This is a genomic window from Snodgrassella sp. B3882 (genome assembly GCF_026535915.1).
Taxonomy (GTDB): Bacteria; Pseudomonadota; Gammaproteobacteria; order Burkholderiales; family Neisseriaceae; genus Snodgrassella.
Window position 1 is genome coordinate 1,216,585 of sequence record NZ_JAFNPF010000001.1, and the last position, 20,469, is coordinate 1,237,053.

Below are 20,469 nucleotides of genomic sequence, written 5' to 3' on the forward strand. Positions count from 1 at the left end.
TGGGTTGCTAATATGTATTTTTTAGTTCTAAGTATTATTTGTAGTGTTTCAGTATCCGTTTTATTGAAGTTGGCGCGAAAAAATCGTGTAGATATCCCGCAGGCCATTGCCATCAACTATCCAGTAGCTGCTGTATGTAGTTGGATTTTTTTACAACCTAAACTATTAAACTGGCAAATACAAACCCAACATTGGGTACTATTTTTGGCGTTGGGATTAGGTTTGCCGGCTGGGTTTATCGTTTTGGGAAAAGCCGTTGAACAAGTTGGCATGATTAAAACCGATGCCGCACAGCGTTTGTCATTGTTCTTACCCATCTTGGCTTCATACTTAATTTTCAAAGAACAATTAAGCGTCAATAAAATTATTGGTATCGCTTTAGCGTTAATGGCATTAATCGGATTATTGTACAAAGATGGAGGCTCTAAGGGTAAAGCTGATCATGCATTTAAAAGAATAGGGTATCTGTTTGGCGTCTGGCTGTGCTGCGGACTCGTAGATATTGTATTCAAACAAATGGCGAAATCGGGTCAGGAATTTGCACCGACATTATTTGTTGCGTTTGTCTTGGCTGCGATATTTATCTTTATTTATCTTTGCATCTGTAAAACCCGCTGGAACGCCGCCAGCATTTTGGCCGGACTGATTCTAGGCGGGCTAAATTTTGGCAATATTTTGTTTTACATTAAAGCTCATCAGCAGATGCAAAATAATCCATCACTGGTATTTGCTGGGATGAATTTAGGCGTTATTACTCTGGCAACCATTGTTGGCAGTGTATTATTTAAAGAAAAAATCAATGGATATAATGCTGCTGGTATCGTTCTGGCGATTGCCGCTATCTGGTTTTTGTTCTATGGTTCCATGCTGCATGGATATATACCAGGATTCTAATCGAAATTAACAACTTGAATAGACAAACTGGTCGGATCATTTCCGACCGGTTTGTCTGGTTAGTCATTAATGACTGTTGCTTAGTTCTGCCAATTGTTGTGCCTGATGTTCTGCAATTAAGGCTTGAGTTAATTCACCTAGATCGCCATCCATAATAAAATCAAGTTTATGTAGCGTTAGATTGATACGATGATCAGTGACCCGACCTTGTGGATAGTTGTAAGTGCGAATACGTTCACTTCGGTCTCCGCTGCCGATCAAGCTTTTGCGTTCTGCCGCCTCTTTAGCATGAGCAGCATGTTTTTGCTGTTCATACAATCTTGCCGCCAATACCCGCATAGCCTGAGCTTTATTGGCATGTTGCGATCGACCATCCTGGCATTCCACGACCATACCAGTTGGGATGTGGGTGATTCGTACAGCTGAATCGGTTTTATTAATATGCTGTCCACCTGCACCAGAAGCGCGGAAAGTATCGATACGTAGATCATTGGGATTCAATTGAACTTCAGCAATTTCATCTGCTTCAGGCATAATTGCGACAGTGCAGGCAGAGGTGTGAATCCTTCCTTGACTTTCAGTAGTCGGTACCCGTTGTACCCGATGACCACCAGATTCGAATTTAAGCTGACTATACGCCCCCAAGCCAGCAATGCGGGCAATTACCTCCTTATACCCACCCAAATCACTTTCACTAGCGGATACGATTTCAACCTGCCAACCCATCCGTTCAGCAAAACGCGTATACATCCGTAACAGATCACCGGCAAATAAAGCAGCTTCATCTCCGCCTGTGCCTGCGCGTACTTCGATAAAAATATTTTTATCATCATCTTCATCTTTAGGAAGCAGTAGTTTTTGTAAATCTTCATCAAGTTGTTGAATTAGATTACGGGCAGCAGTGATTTCTTCGTTAGCATAATCTTTTAATTCTGGATCATTGAGCATTTCTTCTGCTGCAGCCAAATCTGTTTCAGCTTGTACATATCTGGCATAGGTATCTACTACCGGCGTCAGCTCAGCATGTTCTCGTGTCAGGCGGCGATATTCATCAATATTATTGGTCACATCTGGCGAAGCCAGTAATGCAGTGACTTCTTCCTGACGTTGCGTCAGATGGATTAACTTATCGATTAAAGAAGGTTTCATCATAATTTACTAAAGTCATTAATTTTAAAATTTATGGTAGTGGTCACGTTTGGGCTTACTGACCAAATACTGAACTGCGATTTTAAGTCGTCGAAATCATCTATTTGATTGATCGTAACCGTCAGTTCAGATTTAAGATGTCTGTCTCGATACACATTGGTGATCTAAGCCTACAAAAATAGTAGGCAGTTTAGGGCTAATTCAGGTCAAATCAACGCCAATAGGTGTTTCACAACTATATGAAATTGATCTGTAGCCATAATACGCTATCGGTGTTTATCGCCCAACTGCCACGATCTCCACTAATAGGGGATATGACAAAATTAATGCCAATTCATAAACTTAAGTTACTTTGCTATACTTAAACTGTTTGTTCCTGCTGCAGCCTGTTTATGCACATCGGGTCCGAGCTGGACAATACTGCTTTGATCAACAGGATGTAAATCCCTATTATCCAGCAAAGCTATTTCGGCTTCAATATGCGATATCGTCATACCAGTACTACATTGACCTGCCTCGACAGTTTTTCAAGCCTTGTAGTCCAAATGCCTAACTCTTTACCAAAAAGTATTCAAAGGATTCTACAAATTTAAATTTGGCCAAACTTTGCAGCCATTGCCTTAACGATTTAACTTGTGCCAGTTTGCCAATTTAGACAAAGCTCAGCTGTTGTGTAAATTATGCAATTTTACACGGTTATGCGTTGGGGATGGTCTACCACAACATGGCTTTCCTACAATTCGATCATTTTTCGGTGTGGACTTTCAGAAAATTTAAATTAACAATCTCAGAAAAACCAGTGAATTTTTTATAGCTGCTCAACTTTAAAGCTAGACATTTTTATAATGGAATGCCGTTGGCTGATAATTGAACTAGATGAGATTTATAGCCTTCGTTCAGAGAAGTATTTGCGATAAACTGTGTCAGCAGGTACGATAGTCAAATCAAGACCAGAAAATACTCATCTGATCAATCCGCAGATTTAATGCCTATTTATACGGCGATAACACCGGCAAAATCACAGGCAATATAAGATACTGTCTTTACATTAATCAATTTTTTTAGAATGCACTATGAATAAAATGGATTTACGCCATATTCGTCAAGACTACACTAATCAGTCCCTGAATGAAGAAGATTGCAGCAAGAATCCGTTAGAACAATTTCAACAGTGGATGTCTGCAGCCATACATGCCAAAGTTAATGAACCGACTGCAATGAATCTGGCCACCATTGGCGAGGATAATCGACCCAATTCTCGCATTGTCTTATTAAAAGAAATCACAGCCGAAGGATTAGTCTTTTTTAGCAATTATCACAGTCGAAAAGGGCGTTCATTGGCTTATCATCCATTTGGTGCCTTAACCTTTTTCTGGCCAGAACTGGAAAGACAAGTGAGAATTGAAGGCAAAATTGAACAATTAAACAGCACAGATTCGGATGAATATTTTCGTTCACGTCCATATACTAGCAGGATAGGGGCTTGGGCTAGTCAGCAAAGCGAAGTCATTCCAAGTAAAGCTGAATTGATGAAGCGCGCAACCAAATTTGCGGCGAAATATTTGCTTAATGTACCACGTCCACCGCACTGGGGAGGCTATTTACTCACTCCTGATCGTTTTGAATTTTGGCAAGGACGGCCAAGCCGCTTACATGATCGTATTCAATATACCTTACAAAATAACCAATGGATCAAACAAAGGCTGGCGCCTTAGCTTTATTCCAACACTATTGATTCATCGATTGCTGTATCTGATCCCTCAATGGGCTGTCAGACAATACTTTGGCACGAATAAATTCTTCTGCCTTATCTTTCAATTGGTAACGGTCGAATTGCAAAGTTTTTTCACTATTTAATAAAGGCGAAAAATCAACCTCAACCACAATTTGCGGGATAGAAATAATCTGCCAAATGCTCTTCAACAGACTAATTTCACCACTAAAACTCACCTTATCGGTTCGTTTATGAGCGTCATAATAACGCAGTACAACACATTCTACCGGCACATGAGCATCAATGGCAGCTTGGAATAAAGCAGCTTTGAAAGGTAGAACATCCATACCTGATGACGTATATGCCTCAGGGAAAAATAAAACATTCTTATGTTGTCGCAGTGCTTTTTCAATAGCTTGACTGACCGGAGCAACATCCTGCCGAGAATTTCGGTTGATAAAAACCGTACCTACATTGGCAATCAAATTACCTAAAACTGGCCATTTTCTGATGTTTTTAGTCGCAATAAAACCACCAGGTATATATTTCATCATCACAAACATATCAATGATCGAAACGTGGTTGGCTACCGTTAGCCAAGGCATTGAAGCATTAACTGGTAAAGCATTATTCAACTTAACTTGAACATTTAGTACTCGAAGAAAACCATCAGAAATAGCGCTCAATTCTTGATTACGTTGTGTAAGTGGCTTGTTTTTAAACCATCTAACCCGCCATAAAGTATGTACTAACCAGCAGATTAAATTAATGAGTCGCCAACAGCGAGTAACAAAAGAAGAATATTGATTAGATTTCATAATTTATTTTTGACATATTGGACAATAAAAACTACTGCGTTGACCCAGTATTATTTTTTCAATCAACTGACCACAATGACGACATGGCTCATTGGCGCGACCGTACACATCATGCTGAAGCTGAAAATAACCACTTTTACCATCACTATTGACAAAATCCCGTAAAGTACTGCCTCCGGCAGCAATAGCTTGCTGTAAAACTTCCTTAATCCTTATGGTTAACTCAAAATATTGAGTCTCATTCAAATCCATTGCAGAAGTATGAGGAAGTATACCGCTGCGAAATAGCGCTTCATTGGCATAGATATTTCCCACCCCAACTACAGTTTTATTATCCATGATGGCCAACTTAATTGCTCTTTTCTGAGAATGAAGCGTATTTTGCAAATAAGAACCATTAAACTCATCACTTAGCGGTTCAGGACCAAGCTTAGACAATAGCGGATGCTGTTCAATCGCGCCAACAAACCACAGCACCGCGCCAAAACGGCGCGGATCGTGAAAACGTAAAATGGAACCATTAGTAAACTCAATATCCAAATGATCGTGTTTTTGCACTTGAGGAATACACGATTGGGTAAATACCCGTACGCTACCAGACATACCCAAATGCATAATCAACGTTCCAGCTGACATATCTATTAACAAATATTTGGCTCGACGGTGTACTGATCTAATCACTTCTCCTTCAAGTATCTCAGCTAAATCTGCCCTGACCGGCCAACGTAGTTTAGGTTGACGTACTTCAACATGACAAATTTGTTGATTAACAATAAAAGGTTCGATTCCTCGTCGAGTGGTTTCAACTTCTGGTAATTCAGGCATGCTAACTCAGTAAGCAATATCAGATAAAACATGAATTATACAACATCAACAAATAATATCACTTTGTTATTGCTCAGGGTCTCGATAAAACTAAGCTGCACGGTTGCGCTTAAAGTCAGTAAAAATGATTTATTAAGAAAAGAGATTGACTAGCAAATAAGGCAAACTTAATCCGTGAAAACCAAAACATCTGCACACCGAAATCCAAACCTTATTAAGCTAAATTAATTCGGTTTTTTAGAGTGACTATACTTGCATCAAGTGCTTTAACCATAAAGATTAGGGTACTGCAGCCGACAGCGCTGATATAGCCGAAAGCAATGCAACTGCATATATCTGTGGTGACCAAACACCATAATCATCCTTAAAGAACTATTTTGGGTCCACACTTGGGGCTTGTGGACAATAGTAGCTTGGTAATCTATCAAAATAATGCATAGTGGTGGGTTTAACTCTACCATCCATCTTGAAAAGGTTGATCCACCTTGTAGAGATTTAGAATAAATGGTCGGTTTAAGTCGAAATTTAGATAAGCAAAATCTGCAAACCAAAAAAATTTATTTGATGGCCGCTACACTACAATGATTATTATCAACATATTAATATTTTCTAAAAATAACCACCGTATAACTTTATAACACTTGTTATATTCTAGATGTGCGCAATCAGGTCTTATAAAAATCTTCCCGTTTTCAGAAGAAACAATATTTTCATCTTTATCATCAAAAATAAGCACCAGATCTTTCCGGTCAGCATGTTTGCCAAGGGGTAATTGATAAGCGCCTAAACCACCGCCCATATCTCACGCCATGCTCGATGGGTAAACCTTTTCTTTGTCCCCTTTTGCTTAGAAAGGTGATATCGGGGAAATAGTCCCTAATTTGACAAAAACAGCTAAAACAATCATCATCTGATTCTGCAAAATGGTCATTGTTAGCAAACAAGATTTTTTAAATTATATTGATAAGTTTCCGTTGTTTTTAAGAAAATTTCAGCATTTTCCATTTGTCCTTTGCGCATTAATCTTATCAGCATATTGGTTTTATTTATCTTTTTTCTACCCAGCCAACACTTAGTTTTAGCAAATTAAAAGGGCATGCTAGCCCAATTTCTTTGCCTAGAAAAAACAATATTTCAACACCTTTTTAGCATTTTAGGCATCAATGCATTTATAATTATTTCATATTTACTTAATCACATTCTTAATCATACTTAAATAAACGATTATCAAGAATGAAAAGATACTTTAAAATACCCCAAAATCCTTAAAGTCATTATTGATTAACAGCTGAAAATAACCGAATGCTTGTTCATACAATAGTGATATACACAACTAAATAGTAATCTGGAGAAGTTTCATGCCTCAGTGGATTCATCGCCTTACCCCGCTTGTTTTGAGCTTATTAGTAGCCGGTACTGCTTATGCAGATAACCAAGCAGAAGTCAAAAAAACCATAGCTCCAATTCAATCAAAGATAAAGCTGGTTAAAGAGAATAGTTCAAGCAAAGATCAAGCATCTCTCCAGCGCAACTTATCACTGGCGCAGCGAACCAACGATATATTCACCTTATTGGCAAGTGAACTAATCAATATTCAGGGTAAAAGTGAGGTAGCTTTAGCCACAGATTTGAAAATTCTGAACCGAACTCAGGACCCGAATCTGGCTCAGCGTTCAATGGAAATCGCTCTGGCTGATAATAATATTGCCGCTGCTGAGGAAATAGCACAAATTTTGCAAAAAATAGATCCAAAGGATAGTCAAACAAAACAGCGACTATTATGGGAATTGGCTCTGGCTAAAAATGATGAACCGCAATTGATCAAATATACCGATAGTGTTTTATCTTCAGCAAACGAATATCAATTAAAGCGTCTATTTTTGCTGCTTGCTCAATATCGTTTAAAAAATCTATATGCTTCAGATCAACTCAATAAGCACATCCATAAAACGGCTAGCAAGCATCCAGAGCTGGCAGAAGCCATGATTGTCGATGCCATATATGGAGTGACCGGCAATCATAAAGCACAAACAATCAATGCATTAAAGCGATTATCTGAGCTGGACAACGATATTTTACCCCCCACCCAGCTAACCTTAAATCTCATCAATATCAAACAGCCACAATATCTAAATGAATTTTATCAACAAGTGGGAATAAATAACTTGCCTTCAAGATGGCAAAGTCTTTATATCGAAATACAAATTAAAAATCAGAATCTTCAAGAAGCTTATCTTACCCTGCAACCCTTACTGGCTAAAAGCAAAAGCGCCGATCTTTATATACAGGCCATGTATCTAGCTATCAGTCAGCAAGAACCCTCTGATACCATCATTGGATATGCTACCAAAGCAGTAGAACTGGGCAATGAGAATCAACGCAGTAAAGCTGCCATGCTGGTGGCAATGCGATATTTTGATGAGCATAATTATGCTGCTTCACGCACCTGGTTAACTCAAGTGACAGATAGCTATTATAAATTTGATAAGGCTATACTCTTAGCATCCATTGAAAGTGAAGCTAAAAATTGGGCGCAAGCAAGAAAATGGCTTGATCTGGCTGCCACAATCTCAGGTGAGCCTACTTTTTATGATACCAGCGATTTGGTTAGATTAAAAACCTATATCAACAGCTCATCTTTGACTCCAAAACAATATGAAATCCAATTGACCAAAGAGATCAATATAGCGGAACAATCCAGTCCTAAATTACGTGAAATCAACTTGCCACCTTTATTGTATCTACGTGGATTGCTGTATGCAGATAAACTGCATAAACCTGAAAAAGCCGTGCAGGATTTGCGTCGTTACAGGGCTTTGCGACCTGATCTAATTGAAGGATACAATGCGCTAGGTTATACCTTATTAAGTTTACCCAAAAATCATTGGCAAGAAGCACAAGAGCTACTTGAAAAAGCTTATGCAATGGACGACGAATCGCCGGCGGTGAATGACAGCTTAGGTTGGGCGTATCACCTTAACGGAGAAAGCAAAAAAGCGTTGCCGCTCTTAGAATTTGCATTCGAGCATCAGCCAGAAAGTGAAGTGGCTGCTCATCTGGGAGAAGTTTATTGGCAATTAGGTCAAAAAGAGTTGGCTCGTCAAACATGGGCATCAGGGTTAAGTAACAAAAACAGTGATCAGTACGTACTGATGCAAATCTTGCATCAGCACAAAATTAACCCAAAGAGCTTATCTATTAGCCAACAACAAGACACTGATAATCAATCTGATAATCAGAAATTGCTGTATAAAATTTTTAACGACTATACCAATGATGTAGCCAAAGATACATTTATTCGAGATCTTAATCAATTAATGCAGACGGGTTCAGAACTGGAAAAAGAAACCGCTGCCTTATTAGCAGGATTATGGTTTGTTAAACGTGGCGATACTGCAGAGTCTTTGGAATGGCTAGACAAAGTGCATCTTGAAAAATTTCAAACAGATAAAGCATATGTGATGAGCCTCGTGTCTTTGGAAAAGGGTGATTATTCAGCTGCAGAAAAGTGGTTCCGCCAAGTAAGCGACAAATCTGAATCATTAATTTTATTTAATAAATATGATTTTACCGCACTGAGTGCAGAAATCTATAAAAATACCATGCCTGCTCAGGCATATATTCAACAACTAAATGATATGCTGGCTCAAGCAAAAAAAGATGGAGAAGATGATAGTATAGTTGCTCTTATTATCTTTCAGCGTGCTACAGCGTATTCAGGCAAACTGAATCAATATAAAAAAGCAATACCAGATTATCGAACCTATATTCAACTTAGACCAGATGATGCTTTTGGATGGAATGACCTGGGTTATACCTTGTTAAGCATGCCAAAAAAACATTGGGCGGAAGCATTAAGCATATTACAACATGCTTATGAGCTGGATAGCCGAAGCATAGAAATTAAAGATAGCTTGGGTTGGGCATATTATTTAAATGGCAATCCGATTAAAGCTATAACCTTTTTACGTTCGGCTTTTAATGAATCACGTCATAGTACAGCAGCTGCTCATTTAGGGGAGGTATTATGGCAGCAAGATCGACGCGATGAAGCGCGACAAATCTGGGCAGAAGGGCTCAAAGACCAAGAGCACGATAAACAAACCCTAGAGCAAACATTGAAAAAATTTGGGGTTAATCCGCAAGACCTTGTTAAATAAAGGCATAATACGAATTTGTCATGCCATAATTTAAACAATTCAAACATTGGCAGGAATCTATTTTAGAGAGTACTTTTAACTATAACCAATAGGATAAAGTATTCATAAAAGACCCAGCATTCCTGTCAAAATTTGTTATTTTAAATTAAGCCAACAGGCAAAATTCCAACAACTGATTAAAATAAGAGTAAAACCTTATTTAAAATAAGCCCGCTAAATTAATTCAACATGGAAAACACATGCAGCAATGGTGCCAAAAAATTGGTCTTATAGGACTGACAACATTAATTATGACTGGGTGTAATCATCTCACTGCAGTGAAAAGAGCAACTGAAGCTGATTGGAGAGCAGGTACGCCAACCGAAACCCAAGCATTCGACAGTAGTGGTCGCTTAGCTGTGGTCGATGAAGGGAAGGGATCTTATGCCAACTTTAACTGGCAAAGTCTAAGTCAAGTGCAAACCATTGAAGTGAACACCCCATTGGGTAACAGCGTTGGCGTTCTATGTCGAGATCAATACGGAGTGATCGCCGAAGACAACCATGGACAAATTACCACAGCCGCAAGTGTTGAAGAATTGAGTCAAAATTTGTTGGGATTTGCCTTACCATTTGATCACCTTAATCAATGGGTGCAAGGATACTGGATCACAAATCAACCCCATAAAATACTACCAGATGGAAGTTTGCAACAATCTGGATGGATAATACACCGCGACTTACTGAAAGAGAACCATTATCCCCGAATCGTTAAACTTAATAATCAACGGTTTGAAATTAAACTCGTGTTCGACCAGTTTTCTCCAACGGCTGAAAATACCCCCCAGTGTGAACTACGTCAGAAACAGAGCTAATTGTGCAAGTCATTCACTCTACTGCGCCGGCTTGGCCACATCCTCCTGCTGATGCTCAAAGCTTTCTTGCGCCAGCCAAACTTAACCTTGATTTACGTATCATAGGCCAACGTGCAGATGGTTATCATCTGTTGCAAAGCATTTTCACCATGATCAGTCTGTATGACCAACTATGGCTGAAAAAAAATGATCACGGGCAAATACTTCTGCATACACCGATGAGCGATGTGCCGCCTGAACAGGATCTAACCGTTCGGGCAGCTGAAATATTGTGCCAGTATGTTGGCCGTAATCTAGGTGTAGAAATATGGCTGCAGAAAAATATTCCTGTTGGAGCAGGATTGGGCGGTGGAAGCTCGGATGCCGCCCTGATGCTGATGGCACTGAATCGATTATGGCAGCTAAACCTGACACGATCCGATTTATGCGAAATAGGTTTGCAATTAGGGGCAGATGTTCCATTTTTTATATTTGGGCAAACAGCTTTTGTGCAGGGTATCGGAGAAAAATTATCTGAATTTCAAATTCCAAAACAATGGTATGTAATAATCAAACCGCCAGTGCATATCAGTACAGCGAAAATATTTGCACATAAAGACTTGACACGGAATTCAACGCCACGGATAATGCCAGACTTTCAAGCGAGGCAGTACTGGCGTAATGATATGCAAAGTGTTGTCGTTGCTCAATATCCTGAAGTCAAAAATGCTTTGGACACACTGGCTGAATTTGGCAAGCCGATGATGAGTGGTTCTGGTTCATGCGTATTTCTGACTTTTGATAGTGAAAATGCAGCGCAAGCTGTATACAACCAAGTTTCTAGCGCACATCAGGCATATTGTGTTGCTTCCTTAGCGAAGCATCCATTTTATGATTGATCTGTGTAGTTGGGGAGTCGTCAAGTGGTTAAGACACTGGGTTTTGATCCCAGTATGCGTAGGTTCGAATCCTACCTCCCCAGCCAACTGCTCATGTTTAACATTGGGGAGTCGTCAAGTGGTTAAGACACTGGGTTTTGATCCCAGTATGCGTAGGTTCGAATCCTACCTCCCCAGCCACACTTGAATAATCCTATTGGGGAGTCGTCAAGTGGTTAAGACCCCGGATTCTGATTCCGGTATGCGTAGGTTCGAATCCTACCTCCCCAGCCACAGTGAAATAAGCGTGTAAGTATTCTTACACGCTTATTTAATGTTAAGATAGAACAAGTTGGTCTAAATTCTGATGTTTAGTATTTAGCATTAGAAGTGATATAATCCGTTTGAAATTGGCTTGATCTCAACAGCAAGCGAAATCAAATGGATATTTAAGATAAAGTGTTAGCCTATATCTTAAACTATCCTGCTTAGGCTAACGCGTACAGTAATGATGGCGTTTACTTCATTACTTAAATGGTTTAATCAGTTTAGGAATACTGTCAGCAGTTAATACTCCTTCCTAAACCGTATCAAACCGGTTATTGCAAATGAATAGTAATCGCGCTAAAAGGTAGGTCTAAACGTTTGCTATTACCGCTAAGGCATAAGCTGACACAATCGGGCAGGATTGCACTAGCAACCCTGATTTTTCGAATCGGTAATTGTGGTAATAATGCCAGATTTGCTGCTCTATGCAGCATCTTGCATGACTAACATAAAGCGTTTGATAAATGTTAAATCTACCTCACGCAAATTACACCAAATCTAAACAAAATTCAGGTACAGAAGAAATGGCAGCATACGATAGTTTGATGGTGTTTACTGGAAATGCCAATCCGGCATTAGCTGATAATGTCGCCAGACATTTGGATATCTCTCTGGGACGTGCCTCAGTTGGCAAATTTTCCGATGGTGAAATTGCAATTGAGTTGCTGGAAAATGTCCGTGGTCGTGATGTATTCATCGTGCAACCGACTTGTTCACCAACAAACGATAACCTAATGGAAATTCTGACCATGGCTGATGCACTTAAACGAGCTTCAGCAGGTCGTATCACCGCTGCCATTCCATATTTTGGCTATGCTCGGCAGGACCGTCGTCCGCGTTCAGTGCGTGTACCAATTTCTGCCAAACTGGTAGCCAACATGCTTTATTCAGCAGGTATTGATCGTGTACTGACCGTAGACCTGCATGCCGACCAGATACAAGGTTTCTTCGATATTCCAGTAGATAATATATATGCAACCCCGATTCTGGTTAACGATATTGAAAAACAGCGTATTGACAACCTTACCGTAGTCAGTCCAGACATTGGCGGTGTAGTACGTGCCCGTGCAGTAGCCAAAACATTGGGTACCGATCTGGCTATTATCGACAAACGTCGTCCGAAAGCCAATGTAGCAGAAGTAATGAACATTATTGGTGAAATTCAAAATAGAACTTGTCTGATTATTGATGACATGATCGATACTGCCAATACCTTATGTAAAGCAGCTTCTGCCCTGAAAGAGCGTGGCGCTGAACGCGTATTGGCTTATGCCACCCATCCAGTTTTCTCTGGTGCAGCCATCGAACGTATTGCGTCTTCCGATATTGATCAAATTGTCGTTACCGATACCATACCCCTATCAGAAGAAGCACGAAACTGTGATCGCATCCGTCAAGTCAGTATTTCCGGACTTTTAGCTGAAACTGTGCGCAGAATTAGTAACGAAGAATCCGTGTCATACCTCTTTAATGAGGATGTGGCCATACCGGGAGCGTTATTCCTCCCGTAACAACCAAGTCGTCTTAAGCTGGTCGCGGCCGATGACGGCATTATTAACCTTGGAGTAGTATATGTCATACGAAATTAAAGCAGAAATCCGTGAAGCACAGGGCACTGGTGCGAGCCGCCGCCTGCGTCGCGAAGGTAAAGTTCCTGCCGTATTATATGGTGAAGGTACTGAACCAGTTGCCATTACAGTTGATCATCGTACATTATGGTATGCATTGGAAAAAGAATCATTCCATACTGCCATCATTAAATTGACTGTAAATGGTAAAGCGCACAAAGTTATCATTCGCGATTTCCAAATGCACCCATTTAAACAACAAGTTCAACATATTGACTTTCAAGCAGTAGATGCTAAAAAACCAGTTAATATTCGTGTACCTTTACACTTGGTAAATGCCGCTATTTCTCCAGCTGAAAAATTGCAAAGTGGTCGTGTATCCTTGTTGGCTACTAGCGTAGAAGTAAACGCATTACCTAAAAACATCCCAGCTGCATTAGAACTGGACGTAGCCACCATCAGCGCTGGCGAAATTCGTCACCTTTCTGATCTGGTATTCCCAACTGGCGTAACCAGTGTTGCCCTAAATCGCAATGAAAATCTGGCTATTGCTTCTGCAACTGGTAAGAAAACTGCGTAATCAGCTATAAACCAATTGCAGAAAAAGGCTGAATCCAAATACTGGATTCAGCCTTATTAATATTAATACAAATAGTCCTTATTTTCATACATTAGTCTATAGTCATATTCTCAAGATTATCCTATATTGTCTAATACGTTCACTTTACATTTTGGTGCAATTAAGCAATTGGCAAACCTAAAAGCTCATTACCAAAAAAGTCGATCAAATAACTAAGTTGAATTCATATCAACCAAAATTTAATAATCATCTACAAGATAGAGAGTGAGTATCAATAAATTAATCAAATACTTATTCAGGACCAATAATATTAAAAGTAGGGTAGAGTCTTATACCATCTTCACTGATCTCAATATTGGCTTTTATTTTCATTAAAGAGACAGATGATCTCAATTGAAATTGCTAAGCTAGTGCGTGTTTAAATGGTAAAGAGCTTCATAGCTTAAGTTATCAACTTAAGCAAAGATATATGAATACGGCGTTTTCCGGATATAATTGATAAACCTAAAATTCAATAATGCCTTAAAATTTCCATGCATAACTTTTGCATGGTGACAATCATTAAATAATAAAAATAAACCCCATCAAAAAAAGATGGGGTTAATTCCATAATTAAATCCATACTTGTTGTCTTTAACTTATACGTTATCAAGCATAAAAAGACTACATAAATATCAATCTAGCTTTATACAATTTTTCAATTGAAACAAATTAAAATGTCAAACCCAAAATAAGATTAATTAATTAGAGCATTGAAAAATTTCCATGGCAACAAAAAAACTCAAGTCACCAATCACCTTTAGGGTTGGGGCCGTATTTATTGGTTGCAGGTGTAGAATCAAGCAACATAAATATAAAGATCATAATGCCTAAAGGTGGAATGAATAATAACAAAACCCACCAACCAGATTTACTTGAATCATGTAAACGACGCACAGTAACTGCTAACTCAGGTATTGCCCAAATAGCACCTATAACTGTTAACATCCCATCGGAGATTTTGAAATCTAACATTATCGAAACAATACCTAAAGCGCAAGCAGTCAAAAAAGACCACACAGTAAACCACCAATATTCTGCTCGGCTAGCTCGATCTCGAAAATTAAAGAAATCGTAAGTTATGCAGTTTAAAAACCATCCCATAAGTACTACTCCTTCTAAACATATTCACAAATTTTTAATAACATTAATTATAGTAACATATGTTATTATAAATTGTAAAGTTATAATTTTATCTTTTAAAAAAATTGTCTATTCTAGTCAATCTATATGGGGCAGGCTTTTTGAACATAAAAGTTTCAGCTCCATTAAGAGTATCGAATTAAATAGTTACAGTAAGAGAGACTAATACAGCCCTTATGTAAAGTTCAGCCCTTATGTAAAGCCTCTATTTGAGATGGTAAGGTGTTTTGTTAAAAATTACAGTAAAAGTCAAATTAAAAAACATAAGGTAATTAATTAAATTAGATTTAAATTCAAGAAATTTGCTTATTTATACAATGAATAGGGTGATAAATAATCGCCTAACTAATTAAAGACAATACCAGCCCGCAAGATAACCATTTATAACTATCTATTTGAAAAAATATAAAGATTGCATAAGTGATCTTCTGCATACTGATAGTTAAAATTCGGGTAGCAAAAGATTTAAAATCGTACTACGACTAGTTTAATCGTATATCTATACAGTTCAAAAAAAACCTGAATAAGTAAGCTTTTTCTTACCATTCAGGTTTCATCTATGAGGATTTGAATTATTTTACAACAGCCAATGCTAAGTTATAATCTGGCTCGGAAGAGATTTCCGCCACCAGTTGACTATGTAAAACCTGATTATTTTCATTTAAAACCACCACCGCACGGGCACATAATCCTGCCAGCGGACCGGAAGCAATATTCACTCCATAATCATCCTTAAATTCCGGATTACGAAATGTAGATAGAGTATGAACATTTTTCAGACCTTCTGCGCCGCAAAAACGAGCTTGTGCAAAGGGTAGATCCGCAGAAATACACAACACCACAGTATCTTGTAAATTCGATGCCTCAGCATTAAACCGGCGTACTGAAGTTGCACATATGCCAGTATCAACACTTGGAAATATGTTCAGAATTTTGCATTTACCAGCAAAATCAGCTAAAGAAATATTTTTTAATTCAGCATTCACCAGCGTGAAATCAGGTGCTGTACTGCCAGCTTGAGGAAACTGACCTTTTACTTCAACTGTGTTACCTTTCAATGTAACCGTACTCATATTTAAATTCCTTTGATTTGTTTATTTAAGATAAAGATGTGTCAAATTATTGTGACTGATTGAGGTATAACTGTCAAAACCTATTCAGACCAAACTGCATCTACATAATTTTATTTATAAAACTAAAATTGGCATGATGTTTCAACACCATATTCACCAAAGCTTTAGCATCATACTACTACATATATTATAAAGCGTTACAGATTAAGTTTTATGGGTAGTTTAAATCAGCTAATAAAATATTACATTAACCAATTCAGCGACAATTAAATACGGGTAAAGTGTTCAAACTCATATTGAGTCGCATCATTACTGCTAACATGATGCGATCGATCCACCAGTTGCCATTGATCAGCCGGAATATTTGGAAAAAAAGCATCCCCATCAACGGTTATATGAATCCGAGTTAAGCGTAGATCAGTTGCCAAGGGCAGGGCCTGAAGATAAATTTGTGCTCCACCCATAATAATAATCTCGTCACTATCAGCAAGCTGTTGGATTGCCGTTTCAACACTATTAACGCACTTAGCACCATCCAATACCAGATCAGCTTGACGACTCACAACATAATTAGGTCTACCAGGTAGTGGTTTTCTAGGTAAGGAATCCCATGTTTTGCGTCCCATTACCACCGGCTTACCCATTGTGTAATTTTTAAAGAACGCGAAATCTTCCGGAACATACCAGGGAATAGAATTGGCTTTGCCAATACAGTTATTGTCTGCCAATGCGGCCACTAACGTAATTTTCTTAGACATAGTTATACGGCCACCGGTGCTTTGATATGTGCATCAGGTTCATAGCCCACCAGTTCAAAGTCCTCAAACTTAAATGCAAAAAGATCCGTTACTGCGGGGTTAATGTTCATGATGGGCAATTTTTTTGGTGTACGCGTTAATTGCAGTTTAGCTTGCTCAAAATGATTGCTATATAAATGCGCATCGCCAAACGTGTGAATAAATTCACCCAATTGCAAATTGCACACCTGAGCAATCATCATTGTCAATAAAGCATAACTGGCGATATTGAAAGGCACGCCTAAAAATATATCGGCACTGCGTTGATACAATTGACAGGACAACTTACCATTAAACACATAAAACTGAAATAAAGCGTGACAGGGTGGAAGTGCCATTTCATCCACCAATGCTGGATTCCAAGCCGAAACAATCAAACGCCGGCTATCTGGATTATTTTTAATCTGAGTGAGTAACTGGCTAATTTGATCAATATGACGACCATCTACAGCCGGCCAGCTACGCCATTGATAGCCATAGACTGGTCCTAAATCACCATTCGCATCGGCCCACTCATCCCAGATCGATACATTATGCTCATGCAAATATTGAATATTGGTATCGCCACGTAGAAACCACAACAATTCATAAATAATAGAGCGCAAATGTAATTTCTTTGTAGTTAAAACTGGAAAGCCCTTGGCCAAATCAAAACGCATCTGATATCCGAATATCGAGCGCGTCCCCGTACCTGTCCGATCACTCTTATCCACCCCATGCTTAAGAACATGTTGCATTAAATCTAAATATTGCTGCATAAAATAACGTCCAGATTAAAATTTCTTTATTGTAGCTTAAATTGTGCTTGAGCAGCAGGTAACCTGCCTTTTGACAGCTTGCCAAGCTTCTTGAATCAGAGCAGCATCATTTTGTTTTAACAAACTGGCATCAGAAAGCATGCGCCGCCATTGGCGTGCACCCGCCATACCATGCATTAAACCAAGATAATGGCGCGCCATGTGCTGCAAAGAGGTCTCATCCAGCTGCAACTGCATTCGAGCATATTCCACAAGATTAGCCACGATATCATCATAATCAGCAAACGGATGATCATCTCCGTAAAATAATGCATCCCATTGCTGCATTAACATCGGATGATGATACGCTTCTCGTCCTACCATCACTCCATCCACATAGTTAAGATGATTTGCAATCTCTTCATTGGTGGTGACTCCACCGTTCAAAATAATTTCCAGATCTGGAAATTCCTTTTTTAAACGATAAACATAATCATAACGCAGCGGGGGAACCTCACGATTGTCTTTGGGAGATAAACCCTCGAGCCAGGCGTTACGTGCATGGACAATAAAAATTCGGCAGGCAGTGTGTTCGCGCAAGTAACCAACGAAATCTGCCAATGGCTGATAATCGGTTTCCTTGTCCAGACCAATACGGTGTTTAATGGTAACTGGAATATCCACCACTTCTTGCATCGCATTTAAACATTGTGCTACCAGCGCTACCTCGCGCATCAAACACGCACCAAAAGCCCCTTGCTGTACACGTGGGCTAGGGCAGCCACAGTTTAAATTAATTTCATTGTAACCATAATTTGCTCCAATTTTGGCAGCTTGAGCCAACAGTGTCGGTTCACTGCCACCTAACTGCAAAGCCAACGGCTGCTCTTGAGGGAGAAACTGCAGTAAGCGTTTTCTGTCGCCATGCACAATCGCATTAGCATTAATCATTTCTGTATATAACCAGGCATGTCGCGTAATCAACCTGGCCATATAACGGTAATGCTTGTCAGTCCAGTCTAACATTGGGGCGACCGACACAGCTCTTTTATTTGGTGATAGATAAGTAGACTGATTTACAGTCGTCTTGGATTGACTATCTATCCCGCTTAAACATTTATTTTCCAGCATACTCGCCATTCTTACATTCAGAGTAAAACAAACTGCTAACAATTTAGCTAGGTAGTGCACCTGATATTGTTCTGATCAGATTTGATTATACAATGGTTAATCGTATTGTGACTTAAAGTAAAACCCTAAATAACCAACTCTCATAAACATATATTAGCGTATAGAATTAACCGATTTATGATCTAATTTTCTTTGAAGTGATTGTGCAGAAATTTTTATTGTGGATCCAAATCTCATTAATAAATGATTTATTTTACAACAAGAGAATATTCAAATTATAAACATGTGAATAGTTCAATACACTCTTGTTCTACCATTTTTTTCTTAAAAAATTGCTATGATGAATTATTTAACATAATCTATTTTCAATAAATTTGGTTAATTAACTGTATGATTTAATTATTTAATATTGAAAAGTGTAATTAGCTGCAAATCTTGCCATTTACCATTGCAGGCGATCCATACTCTTTCTAAGATACTCAAGGTAGTCTAAACAAAAACCGGTTATGGTTCATCGCGTCATAACCTGTACACTAAATTTATGGAGATGGATATGAGTGATAATGGATTCTTAGATAAAGCTAAAGGCGAAGTAAAAGAAAATGTCGGTAAAGCAGTAGGTGATGCCAAAACCCAATCTGAAGGCATTGTTGATAAAGCTGTTGGTGGCGTGAAAGAAGCTTTTCATGATGTGTCAAATGCTGTAGAAGATGCGGTTGATTCTATTAAGAAAAAATTTCAGGATTAAGATTGCAAAACAAAACACCGCTCTGTTGAGCGGTGTTTTTTACTATTTGTATAATAAATATGATTGTTGTAATGTTCTACATTGATCAACGGCTATGTTTCATCGCTTGATGATCTATATCTTCATCATACTTTTGAATTAAGTCAGGGTACTTATTAATGATACGTTCAGTAGCCTCAACCACAATGTGATCACGATATTTAATTAAAACAATGAGTGTTGCTAAAATAATCATTATCATTAAAAGAAAAGTTTGCAAAACAACTAAGATGCTATGACTATGATTAAGAAAAAAACACCTAATAATAACAGCGCAAAAATTATCATTGATGAAGTCAATTTATTTCTTTTTAATTTTAAAGTTAATTTGTCTGCATATTCTGTGTTTTTATGGGCAAATGAGTTTATATATTGATAGCTACTCGTCGGTTCATCCCATCTAATTCTTCTTAAACCTTGATGCATTATCCCTTGAGAGACATATAGATCAAATAATAAATCTAAGTCATCTGGATAATTTTTTTCCCAAAATTCAATCTGACTTAATTCCAGGTGCTTTAAATAGGGGATCTGCAGTAGGGCTAGCTTCTGTTCCAAAATAGTCGCTTCTTTTGCACGCAATTCTTTTCTGATGTTTAATAAGTAATCAGTAATTTTTTTAATATCTGAATCCGAAGGAATAAATCGATGCAGAAAAGGCTCTCTGAAGAGGCTGGGGGAAATGATAGAGGGCAAAAATTTAAGAAATTCTAAAATCTTCATTTGATTCACAAATGGGTAATAGATTCAATGTTAAATTATTATAACAATAATGATTGTTTTGGTTAATGCACAATAATCACTTTAAAGTTTCTATCATCACGATAAATGCATACCCATGATATTCACTCCCTTTAAATCGATCACAATATTGTAAAGTATGGATTAAAAGTAAGCATGATGGTTTTTCGCAGCAAAAAATATCAGCAACCAGAATAGGTTGCTGATTTAGATATTTCTATAATCAGTGAATCAGCACTAATGCAATAATCAACTACGCCTAGTTGTAATATAAC

The 20,469-nt window shown here is 38.4% G+C and carries 19 protein-coding genes and 3 tRNA genes; 11 read left to right on the forward strand and 11 right to left on the reverse strand.

Annotated features, from left to right (window positions below; genetic code table 11):
- Positions 1–12: 12 nt before the first annotated feature.
- Positions 13–894 (forward strand): EamA family transporter, encoded by an 882-nt coding sequence (locus J3U68_RS05170; RefSeq protein ID WP_267375285.1) that lies wholly within the window; start codon positions 13–15, stop codon positions 892–894.
- A gap of 66 nt (positions 895–960) precedes the next feature.
- On the opposite strand, the gene prfA is transcribed toward J3U68_RS05170, so the two are convergent.
- Together prfA and J3U68_RS05180 are read right to left on the reverse strand one after the other, a co-directional pair.
- On the reverse strand, positions 961–2,043 hold the full coding sequence (gene prfA / locus J3U68_RS05175; protein ID WP_267375287.1) for a peptide chain release factor 1: 1,083 nt from the start codon (positions 2,041–2,043) through the stop codon (positions 961–963).
- Positions 2,044–2,390: 347 nt separating this feature from the next.
- A complete protein-coding gene (locus J3U68_RS05180) occupies positions 2,391–2,537 on the reverse strand; it encodes a hypothetical protein (RefSeq protein WP_267375289.1) in 147 nt (48 codons plus the stop codon).
- Between the two features lie 588 nt (positions 2,538–3,125).
- Here J3U68_RS05180 and pdxH point away from each other — a divergent pair.
- Positions 3,126–3,758: a pyridoxamine 5'-phosphate oxidase gene (gene pdxH / locus J3U68_RS05185; RefSeq protein ID WP_267376217.1), complete on the forward strand. Its 633-nt coding sequence runs from the start codon at positions 3,126–3,128 to the stop codon at positions 3,756–3,758.
- A gap of 13 nt (positions 3,759–3,771) precedes the next feature.
- Here pdxH and J3U68_RS05190 read toward each other — a convergent pair whose 3' ends face one another.
- From J3U68_RS05190 to J3U68_RS05200, 3 genes are all read right to left on the reverse strand, one after another.
- Entirely contained in the window at positions 3,772–4,575 is an 804-nt protein-coding gene (locus J3U68_RS05190; protein WP_267375291.1) for a 1-acyl-sn-glycerol-3-phosphate acyltransferase, read from the reverse strand.
- Positions 4,576–4,578: 3 nt separating this feature from the next.
- Entirely contained in the window at positions 4,579–5,400 is an 822-nt protein-coding gene (mutM, locus tag J3U68_RS05195) for a bifunctional DNA-formamidopyrimidine glycosylase/DNA-(apurinic or apyrimidinic site) lyase (protein ID WP_267375293.1), read from the reverse strand.
- A gap of 571 nt (positions 5,401–5,971) precedes the next feature.
- Positions 5,972–6,199, reverse strand: coding sequence for a hypothetical protein (locus J3U68_RS05200; RefSeq protein ID WP_267375295.1), 228 nt, complete (start codon positions 6,197–6,199; stop codon positions 5,972–5,974).
- A gap of 559 nt (positions 6,200–6,758) precedes the next feature.
- Here J3U68_RS05200 and J3U68_RS05205 point away from each other — a divergent pair.
- The 8 genes from J3U68_RS05205 (at position 6,759) to J3U68_RS05240 (ending at position 13,746) form a co-directional block, all read left to right on the forward strand.
- Positions 6,759–9,560, forward strand: a complete 2,802-nt coding sequence (locus J3U68_RS05205) for a tetratricopeptide repeat protein (RefSeq protein ID WP_267375296.1) — start codon at positions 6,759–6,761, stop codon at positions 9,558–9,560.
- A gap of 239 nt (positions 9,561–9,799) precedes the next feature.
- Positions 9,800–10,414, forward strand: a complete 615-nt coding sequence (gene lolB / locus J3U68_RS05210) for a lipoprotein insertase outer membrane protein LolB (protein ID WP_267375298.1) — start codon at positions 9,800–9,802, stop codon at positions 10,412–10,414.
- A 2-nt stretch (positions 10,415–10,416) separates the two neighbouring features.
- A complete protein-coding gene (gene ispE / locus J3U68_RS05215; protein ID WP_267375299.1) occupies positions 10,417–11,292 on the forward strand; it encodes a 4-(cytidine 5'-diphospho)-2-C-methyl-D-erythritol kinase in 876 nt (291 codons plus the stop codon).
- Between the two features lie 10 nt (positions 11,293–11,302).
- Positions 11,303–11,378, forward strand: a tRNA-Gln gene (locus J3U68_RS05220).
- 18 nt (positions 11,379–11,396) lie between these two features.
- A tRNA-Gln gene (locus J3U68_RS05225) sits at positions 11,397–11,472 on the forward strand.
- A gap of 17 nt (positions 11,473–11,489) precedes the next feature.
- Positions 11,490–11,565: transfer RNA gene (locus J3U68_RS05230), tRNA-Gln, on the forward strand.
- Between the two features lie 557 nt (positions 11,566–12,122).
- On the forward strand, positions 12,123–13,109 hold the full coding sequence (locus J3U68_RS05235; RefSeq protein ID WP_267375300.1) for a ribose-phosphate pyrophosphokinase: 987 nt from the start codon (positions 12,123–12,125) through the stop codon (positions 13,107–13,109).
- A 61-nt stretch (positions 13,110–13,170) separates the two neighbouring features.
- Positions 13,171–13,746: a 50S ribosomal protein L25/general stress protein Ctc gene (locus J3U68_RS05240; protein WP_267375301.1), complete on the forward strand. Its 576-nt coding sequence runs from the start codon at positions 13,171–13,173 to the stop codon at positions 13,744–13,746.
- A gap of 786 nt (positions 13,747–14,532) precedes the next feature.
- Here the strand turns inward: J3U68_RS05240 and J3U68_RS05245 are convergent.
- The 5 genes from J3U68_RS05245 to dusA form a co-directional block, all read right to left on the reverse strand.
- Entirely contained in the window at positions 14,533–14,889 is a 357-nt protein-coding gene (locus tag J3U68_RS05245) for a DUF805 domain-containing protein (RefSeq protein ID WP_267375303.1), read from the reverse strand.
- A 611-nt stretch (positions 14,890–15,500) separates the two neighbouring features.
- On the reverse strand, positions 15,501–16,001 hold the full coding sequence (gene tpx, locus J3U68_RS05250) for a thiol peroxidase (protein ID WP_267375305.1): 501 nt from the start codon (positions 15,999–16,001) through the stop codon (positions 15,501–15,503).
- Positions 16,002–16,267: 266 nt separating this feature from the next.
- Positions 16,268–16,759 carry a dihydrofolate reductase gene (locus J3U68_RS05255; RefSeq protein WP_267375306.1) on the reverse strand — a complete coding sequence of 164 codons (492 nt, stop codon included), beginning with the start codon at positions 16,757–16,759 and terminating at the stop codon, positions 16,268–16,270.
- A gap of 2 nt (positions 16,760–16,761) precedes the next feature.
- Positions 16,762–17,556, reverse strand: coding sequence for a thymidylate synthase (locus J3U68_RS05260; protein ID WP_267375308.1), 795 nt, complete (start codon positions 17,554–17,556; stop codon positions 16,762–16,764).
- A 36-nt stretch (positions 17,557–17,592) separates the two neighbouring features.
- Entirely contained in the window at positions 17,593–18,675 is a 1,083-nt protein-coding gene (gene dusA, locus J3U68_RS05265) for a tRNA dihydrouridine(20/20a) synthase DusA (protein ID WP_416384629.1), read from the reverse strand.
- Positions 18,676–19,219: 544 nt separating this feature from the next.
- Between dusA and J3U68_RS05270 the strand changes: the two genes are divergently transcribed.
- Positions 19,220–19,414 (forward strand): CsbD family protein, encoded by a 195-nt coding sequence (locus J3U68_RS05270; protein ID WP_267375312.1) that lies wholly within the window; start codon positions 19,220–19,222, stop codon positions 19,412–19,414.
- A 264-nt stretch (positions 19,415–19,678) separates the two neighbouring features.
- On the opposite strand, the gene J3U68_RS05275 is transcribed toward J3U68_RS05270, so the two are convergent.
- Positions 19,679–20,176, reverse strand: a complete 498-nt coding sequence (locus tag J3U68_RS05275; RefSeq protein WP_267375313.1) for a hypothetical protein — start codon at positions 20,174–20,176, stop codon at positions 19,679–19,681.
- Between the last annotated feature and the right edge of the window lie 293 nt (positions 20,177–20,469).

Excerpts from the sequence above, each read along its gene's own strand:
- J3U68_RS05245 (WP_267375303.1), bottom strand. The coding sequence starts at position 14,889 with ATGGGATGGTTTTTAAACTGCATAACTTACGATTTCTTTAATTTTCGA.
- dusA (WP_416384629.1), bottom strand. The coding sequence starts at position 18,675 with ATGGCGAGTATGCTGGAAAATAAATGTTTAAGCGGGATAGATAGTCAA.
- J3U68_RS05260 (WP_267375308.1), bottom strand. The coding sequence starts at position 17,556 with ATGCAGCAATATTTAGATTTAATGCAACATGTTCTTAAGCATGGGGTG.
- J3U68_RS05205 (WP_267375296.1), top strand. The coding sequence starts at position 6,759 with ATGCCTCAGTGGATTCATCGCCTTACCCCGCTTGTTTTGAGCTTATTA.
- lolB (WP_267375298.1), top strand. The coding sequence starts at position 9,800 with ATGCAGCAATGGTGCCAAAAAATTGGTCTTATAGGACTGACAACATTA.
- J3U68_RS05170 (WP_267375285.1), top strand. The coding sequence starts at position 13 with ATGTATTTTTTAGTTCTAAGTATTATTTGTAGTGTTTCAGTATCCGTT.
- J3U68_RS05255 (WP_267375306.1), bottom strand. The coding sequence starts at position 16,759 with ATGTCTAAGAAAATTACGTTAGTGGCCGCATTGGCAGACAATAACTGT.
- J3U68_RS05240 (WP_267375301.1), top strand. The coding sequence starts at position 13,171 with ATGTCATACGAAATTAAAGCAGAAATCCGTGAAGCACAGGGCACTGGT.
- mutM (WP_267375293.1), bottom strand. The coding sequence starts at position 5,400 with ATGCCTGAATTACCAGAAGTTGAAACCACTCGACGAGGAATCGAACCT.
- J3U68_RS05275 (WP_267375313.1), bottom strand. The coding sequence starts at position 20,176 with ATGAAGATTTTAGAATTTCTTAAATTTTTGCCCTCTATCATTTCCCCC.
- J3U68_RS05200 (WP_267375295.1), bottom strand. The coding sequence starts at position 6,199 with ATGGGCGGTGGTTTAGGCGCTTATCAATTACCCCTTGGCAAACATGCT.
- tpx (WP_267375305.1), bottom strand. The coding sequence starts at position 16,001 with ATGAGTACGGTTACATTGAAAGGTAACACAGTTGAAGTAAAAGGTCAG.
- prfA (WP_267375287.1), bottom strand. The coding sequence starts at position 2,043 with ATGAAACCTTCTTTAATCGATAAGTTAATCCATCTGACGCAACGTCAG.
- J3U68_RS05270 (WP_267375312.1), top strand. The coding sequence starts at position 19,220 with ATGAGTGATAATGGATTCTTAGATAAAGCTAAAGGCGAAGTAAAAGAA.
- pdxH (WP_267376217.1), top strand. The coding sequence starts at position 3,126 with ATGGATTTACGCCATATTCGTCAAGACTACACTAATCAGTCCCTGAAT.
- J3U68_RS05180 (WP_267375289.1), bottom strand. The coding sequence starts at position 2,537 with ATGACGATATCGCATATTGAAGCCGAAATAGCTTTGCTGGATAATAGG.
- J3U68_RS05190 (WP_267375291.1), bottom strand. The coding sequence starts at position 4,575 with ATGAAATCTAATCAATATTCTTCTTTTGTTACTCGCTGTTGGCGACTC.
- J3U68_RS05235 (WP_267375300.1), top strand. The coding sequence starts at position 12,123 with ATGGCAGCATACGATAGTTTGATGGTGTTTACTGGAAATGCCAATCCG.